Genomic DNA, 6,308 nt, shown 5'->3' with positions numbered 1-6,308 from the left:
CGGTTGTGGAGACCCTTCGGTGACTGGGTGGCAAAGAGCAGACCCAACCCGTACTTGCGAGCCTGCGAGGCCAGCGCAAGAGTCCTCGACCACGACCGCCGAGGCGTCGGAGGCTGCCGAGGCCACAGTGGACGCTGAAACGACCGAAGCCACGGCGGCGGCCCCCGAGGCGACGGAAGAGACCACGGAGCCGGAGGCGGCCACGGTCGTCGACACCGAAACCACCGTCGAGCCCGAACCGGCCGCGGACGCAGCCGTCGAAACGGCCGAGACCGAGACGGCCACCGACGACACATCCGACGCCGAGCCGGAAGCCGTCACGGAAACGGCCACCGAGGAAGCGGCGCCGGAAGCGGTCACGGAAACGGCCACCGAGGAAGCGGCGCCGGAAGCGGTCACCGAGACCGACGCCGACGAAGCCGCCGAGACCGACGCCGAGCCCGAGGCGGTCACCGAGACCGACGCGGACGAAGACGTCGAACCGGAAGCCGCCACCGACGCGGAGGCCGAGGAAGCCGAGGCAGCGCCCCAAGCGGCCACCGTCGCGGACGCGGCGCCGGAAGCGGGCACCGTCGCGGACGCGGCGCCGGAAGCGGCCACCGACGCGGACGACGAGCCGGAAGTCGCCGAGGCCGAGCCCGAGGCGGTCACCGAGACCGACGCGGACGAAGACGCCGAGCCCGAAGCCGTCGCCCACGCGGAGGCCGAGGAAGCCGAGGCAGAGCCCGAAGCGGCCACCGAGACCGACGCGGCGCCGGAAGCGGCCACCGACGCGGACGACGAGCCGGAAGCCGCCGAGCCCGAAGCCGTCACCGACGCGGAGGCCGAGGCAGAGCCCGAAGCGGCCACCGAGACCGACGCGGCGCCGGAAGCGGCTACCGACGCGGACGACGAGCCGGAAGCCGCCGAGGCCGACGCCGAGCCCGAGGCCGAGCCCGAGGCGGTGACCGAGACCGACGCGGACGAAGACGCCGAGCCCGAAGCCGCCACCGACACGGACGCCGAAGCAGCCGAGGCAGAGCCCGAAGCGGCCACCGACGCCGACGACGAGCCGGAGGCCGTCACCGAGGCCGACGCGGCCGAGGAGGCCGAGCCGGAGGCGGTCGCCGACGAAGCCGGCGAAGACGAAGGGGAGGCCGACGCCGACGCGGAGCCTGAGGCCGTGACCGAGGCGGACGCGGGCGAGGAAGCCGAGCCGGAGGCGGTCGCCGACGAAGCCGGCGAAGAGGAAGCGACGCCAGAGGCAACGGCCGACACCGAGGCAGAGGCAGACGAGGACGGCGACACCGAGGCCGCCGCCGAAGGCGACGCGGAGCCCGAGGCCGCCACCGACGCGGGCGACGAGCCGGAAGCAGCCAGCGAGGTCGATGCCGCGCCTGAGGCCGTGACCGAGGTCGACGCCGACGAGGTGGCTGAGCCCGAAGCGGTCGCCGACGAGGCCGGCGACGACGAAGGCGACACAGAGGCAACGGCCGACGCGGACGCTGAGCCGGAGGCCGTGGCCGCGACGGACGCCGAGACCGACGACGCCGAGGCCGTCGCCGACGTGGCTGAGGAGACCGCGGAGGCCGAGGGCGACGCCGACGCTGAGTCGGAGGCCGTCGTCGAGGCGGAGGCCGAAACCGACGCTGACGCGGACGTCGAGACCGACGAGGCTGAGGCTGAGGCGGTTGCCGACGTGGAGGGCGAAGCCGAGGCAGAGTCCGAGGCCACCGCCGAGCCGGAGGCTGCCGCGGAAGCCGATGACGACGCCGAGGCCAACGCTGTCGAGGTCGAGGCGGCCGAGGACCTGGTCGACACCGAGACCGTCGTCGCGCCGGCCGAGGAGGCCGCAACCGACGACGACGGGCTGGTGGAGACCGCCGAGGCGCCCGCTGCCGAGAAGGCGGAGGACGCAGACGCCGTTGAGCCCGTCGTGGCGGCGCCCACCCTGGCCGACATCGGGTCGCCTGCCGCTGACGTGCGGCCGGTCAGTGGGCCGCCGATGCGGCCCGGTGACGTGCCGGAGACCCGGATCGCCGTCTGGAGTGCCGAGGCCGCCGACGCCTTGCGGGCCGAGTGGCATGAGGTCAAGGCGCAGTTCGTCGACGAGCCGACCGAAGCCCTGGAGCACGCCCAGACGCTGGTTGCCCGGGCCGTGCAGCAGCTCGCCGAGACGCTGCTCGCCGAGCAGGTCGAGCTTGACCCCCGGCGGGACAACGAGGCGCCGGACACGGAGGCGATGCGGGTGGCGATGCGGCGCTACCGCGACTTCCTCGATCGGGTGCTCGCGCTCTAGAAGAACACAAGACGCCCCGGTCTCCCCCGAACGGAGGAGGCCGGGGCGTTCGCTTGCGTACACCCATCTATTTCATCTACCGTTGAGTTCAACAGGCGTTGAATTTCAGAGACGGAGGAACGATGGAGACCGCGATCGAGGTCACCGACCTCGTGATCAACCGCGGAAAGCGCGAGGTGCTGCACGGGCTGAGCTGCGCGATCCCGCGCGGCAGCATCACCGGGCTGCTCGGGCCCAGCGGCAGCGGCAAGACCACCCTGATGCGCGCCGTCGTCGGCGTGCAGCTCGTCGTCTCCGGGCGGGTCACCGTCCTCGGCGAGCCGGCCGGCTCCCCTGCCCTCCGGCACAAGATGGGCTACCTGACCCAGGCCCCGAGCGTCTACGACGACCTCACGGTCCGGGAGAACGCCCGCTACTTCGCGAGCCTCTACGGCCTCGGCGCCGCCGACGCCGACGGCGCCCTCGACGCGGTGGGGCTCCGCGACGCCGCGCACCAGCTTGTCGCCAACCTCTCCGGCGGCCAGCGCAGCCGGGCCTCCCTCGCCTGCGCGATCGTCGGCCGGCCCGAGGTGCTCGTGCTCGACGAGCCGACCGTCGGCCAGGACCCGGTGCTCCGCGACGACCTGTGGGGGCGCTTCCGCGCACTGGCCGCCGACGGGACCACGATCCTCGTCTCCAGCCACGTGATGGACGAGGCCAACCGCTGCGACCGGCTGCTGCTGATCCGCGACGGCTACCTGATCGGCGACGACACCCCGGCGGCGATCAAGACCACCGCCGGCACCGACGACCTCGACGAGGCGTTCCTGCGCATCATCCGTCAACAGGAGAAGGCGGCCGCGTGATGTCCCCCCGCACCCTTGCCAGCACGATCGGCCGGATCGTCCGGCAGCTCCGGCACGACCGCCGCACGGTCGCGCTCATCATCGTCGTACCCCTGCTGCTGCTGACCCTGCTCTATTACATGTTCGACGGCGGGTTCCTGTTCGACCGGATCGCGCTGGTCATGCTCGGCATCTTCCCGTTCATCATCATGTTCCTGATCACCAGCATCGCGATGCTGCGGGAGCGCACCAGCGGCACGCTGGAGCGGCTGTTCACCACCCCGGTCGGCAAGCTGGACCTGCTGTTCGGCTACGGCATCGCGTTCGGCCTGGTCGCCGCCCTGCAGGCCGCGGTCGCGTCCGGGCTGGCCTACTGGCTGTTCGGCCTCGACACCGCGGGGCCGGCCTGGCTGGTCATCGTGATCGCGGTGGCCAACGCGGTGCTCGGTGTCGCGCTCGGCCTGCTGTGCAGCGCGTTCGCCCGCACCGAGTTCCAGGCGGTGCAGTTCATGCCGGTGGTGGCGCTCCCGCAGATCCTGCTCTGCGGCCTGTTCGTGGCCCGCGACTCGATGGCCGGCTGGCTGCAGGCGATCAGCGACGTGCTGCCACTGTCCTACTCGGTCGAAGCGCTCACCGAGGTCGGCCGGCACGCGGACCCGACCGGCACGATGTGGCGGGACCTTGGCATCGTGGTCGGCGCGATCATCCTCGCGCTCGTCCTCGGCGCCGCGACGCTCCGGCGCCGCACCGCCTGAACCGACGAAAGGCTGACGAAGTGGTACGACGGACCGGACGCCGGCCCGGCAACCCCGACACCCGCGACGCGATCCTGGCGGCAGCGCGCACCGCGTTCGCGGAGAAGGGCTACGACGGCGCCTCGATCCGCGCGATCGCGACCAGTGCCGGGGTCGACCCGGCGCTGGTCCACCACTACTTCGGCACCAAGGACAAGCTGTTCCTGGCCTCGATGAACGCGCCGCTCGACCCCGGCGAGATCATCCCCGAGGTGCTCGCCGGCGACCCGGACGGCCTCGGCGAGCGGCTGGTCACGATGTTCCTCACGATCTGGGACTCACCGGCGGGCAAGGCCGGGGTCGGCCTGTTGCGCTCGGCGGTGAGCAGCGAGTGGACGGCCCGGCTGTTCCGCGACTTCGTGGTCACCCAGGTGCTGCGGCGGGTGATGGGCGCCGTGCCGATGCCGCCGGAAGAGGCGCCGCTGCGGGTCAGCCTGGTCGCCAGCCAGCTCGCCGGCCTCGCCATGGTCCGCTACGTGATCAAGGTGGAGCCGCTGGCGTCGGCGCCGCGCGAGGTGCTGGTCGCCGCGGTCGGCCCGACGATCCAGCGGTACGTGTTCGGCGAGCTCCCCAAGGGCTAACCTGGCCCGCATGGCCGAGTCCCTGCCGTTCGACCGCGTCGCGGACAGCTACGACGAGACCCGCGGCGGCGAGCGGCGCGGGCGCGAGTTCGCCGCCGTCCTCGCCCCGCACCTGCTGCGCGGCCGGACGCTGGAGATCGGCGTCGGCACCGGCCTCGTCGCCGACGCGCTGACGCGGTGGCACGGCGCGCCCACGGTCGGGGTCGACCTCTCCCCCGCGATGCTCGCCCACGCGTACGCGCGGCTCGGTTCGAGGGTCACCGTCGGCGACGCCCGGCGGCTGCCGGTGCGGGCCGCGAGCGTCGACAACGCGGTGTTCGTCGGCGCCCTGCACGCCATCGTCGACCTGGCGGCGGCCTTGGCGGAGGCGGCGCGGGTCGTCCGCCCGGGCGGCCGCGTCATCTCGGTCACCGCCGCCGGCGATCGGGGCAAGGGAGACGAGTTCGGTGACCTGCTGGCCGGGCTGCCGGGCCGCGACCGGGTCGACACGCCGGGCGCGGTGCGCGCCGCGGCGACCGGCGCCGGCCTGCGCACGCTGCAGAGCGGCGAGGTGACCGCCCGCACCTTCGCCGAGACGCCCAACCAGCTCGCCGAGATCATCGAGAACCGCGTCTGGTCGAACCTCTGGAACGTCGACGGCGCCGTCTGGGCCGACACGGTCATGCCGATCGTGCAGAGCCTGCGCGAGCTGCCGGACCCCGACGACCCCCGTGACCGGCGCCTGGCCTTCCAGCTCTCGGTGTTCGAGAAGGCCTAGCGGGTCTGCTCGAGCCAGCTGGCGTAGAGCTTGCCGTAGACCGAGCCGGCGTCCTGGACCAGCTCGTCGTGCGGGCCGCGCTGCACGATGCGGCCCTTGTCGACGACGATCACCTCGTCGGCGGCCTGGGCCGTGGAGAGCCGGTGCGCGATCGCGACCGTCGTGCGCCCGCGGGTCACGGCGTCGAGCGTGCGCTGGAGCCGCACCTCGGTGGCCGGGTCGACCGCGCTGGTCGCCTCGTCGAGCACGAGCAGGTCGGGGTCGGCCACGTACGCCCGGGCCAGCGCGACCAGCTGCCGCTCGCCCACGCTGAGCGCCTCACCGCGCTCGCCGACCCGGGTCCGCAGGCCCTGTGGCAGCCCCTCGACCCAGTCGATCAGGCCCAGCTCGGTGAACGCCAGCTCGAGGTCGGCGTCGGAGAGGTCCTCCCGGGCGAACCGGACGTTGTCGGCCACGGTCGTGTCGAACAGGAAGCCGTCCTGCGGCACCATCACCACGCGCGAGCGCAGCGAGTCGAAGCGGACCTGGTCGAGCGGCACGCCGGAGAGCCGCACCGCCCCCGTGGTCGGGTCCATCAGCCGCGTGAGCAGCTTGGCGAACGTCGTCTTGCCGCTGCCGGTCTCGCCGACCACCGCCACCCGGGTCTTCGCCGCGATGTCGAGGTCGACGTCGTCGAGGACGATCGGGCCGCCGTACGTGAAGGACACGTCCTGGAACCGGATGTCGATCGGCCCGGGCGGCAGCTCGACGCCCCGCTCGGCGGGGTCGGCCACGTCGGGCCGCACGTCCAGCACGTCGAGCACGCGGCGCCAGCCGGCCACCGCGTTCTGCGCCTCGTTGAGCACCTCGGTGGCGATCTGCACGGGCTGGATGAAGAGCGTGACCAGGAAGAGGTACGCGGTGAGCTGGCCGACCGACAGCGTGCCGCCGACGCCGAGCTGCACACCGACGACCACCACGGCGGCCGTGGCCAGGCCGACTGGGAGCTCGTCGTAGATCTCGCGGGCACCGGCCGCGCGGAGCTGGGCGGCGAGCCGATCCCGCAGGGCCGGGTCGGGCCCCGGCAACAGGACC

At 73.3% G+C, this 6,308-nt stretch carries 6 protein-coding genes; 5 read left to right on the top strand and 1 reads right to left on the bottom strand.

What is annotated here, in order from left to right; all coding sequences use genetic code 11:
* Positions 1 to 127 precede the first annotated feature (127 nt).
* The 5 genes from AB0H87_RS36150 (at position 128) to AB0H87_RS36130 (ending at position 5,234) form a co-directional block, all read left to right on the top strand.
* Entirely contained in the window at positions 128 to 2,278 is a 2,151-nt protein-coding gene (locus AB0H87_RS36150) for a hypothetical protein (protein ID WP_360156393.1), read from the top strand.
* A gap of 122 nt (positions 2,279 to 2,400) precedes the next feature.
* The gene (locus AB0H87_RS36145) at positions 2,401 to 3,123 is read left to right on the top strand and encodes an ABC transporter ATP-binding protein (protein ID WP_360156390.1); all 723 of its coding nucleotides are present in this window, start codon (positions 2,401 to 2,403) and stop codon (positions 3,121 to 3,123) included.
* Complete coding sequence (locus AB0H87_RS36140; RefSeq protein ID WP_360156387.1) at positions 3,123 to 3,857, top strand: ABC transporter permease; 735 nt, start codon at positions 3,123 to 3,125, stop codon at positions 3,855 to 3,857. Before AB0H87_RS36145 ends, AB0H87_RS36140 begins: the two co-directional genes overlap by 1 nt.
* Positions 3,858 to 3,877: 20 nt before the next feature.
* Positions 3,878 to 4,477, top strand: a complete 600-nt coding sequence (locus AB0H87_RS36135) for a TetR family transcriptional regulator (protein WP_360156384.1) — start codon at positions 3,878 to 3,880, stop codon at positions 4,475 to 4,477.
* Positions 4,478 to 4,487: 10 nt separating this feature from the next.
* Positions 4,488 to 5,234, top strand: coding sequence for a class I SAM-dependent methyltransferase (locus AB0H87_RS36130; RefSeq protein ID WP_360156381.1), 747 nt, complete (start codon positions 4,488 to 4,490; stop codon positions 5,232 to 5,234).
* On the opposite strand, the gene AB0H87_RS36125 is transcribed toward AB0H87_RS36130, so the two are convergent.
* Positions 5,231 to 6,308: ABC transporter ATP-binding protein (locus AB0H87_RS36125; RefSeq protein ID WP_360156378.1), on the bottom strand; the 1,078-nt coding region annotated here is incomplete at its 5' end. The genes AB0H87_RS36130 and AB0H87_RS36125 overlap by 4 nt on opposite strands.

This window comes from Asanoa sp. NPDC050611, assembly GCF_040654855.1.
Classification (GTDB): domain Bacteria; phylum Actinomycetota; class Actinomycetes; order Mycobacteriales; family Micromonosporaceae; genus Asanoa.
This window is presented reverse-complemented; position numbering and strand designations above follow the sequence as displayed.

Bases quoted from the DNA above. Each gene is read 5' to 3' on its own strand.
- AB0H87_RS36145 (WP_360156390.1), top strand. From the start codon at position 2,401: ATGGAGACCGCGATCGAGGTCACCGACCTCGTGATCAACCGCGGAAAG.
- AB0H87_RS36140 (WP_360156387.1), top strand. From the start codon at position 3,123: ATGTCCCCCCGCACCCTTGCCAGCACGATCGGCCGGATCGTCCGGCAG.
- AB0H87_RS36130 (WP_360156381.1), top strand. From the start codon at position 4,488: ATGGCCGAGTCCCTGCCGTTCGACCGCGTCGCGGACAGCTACGACGAG.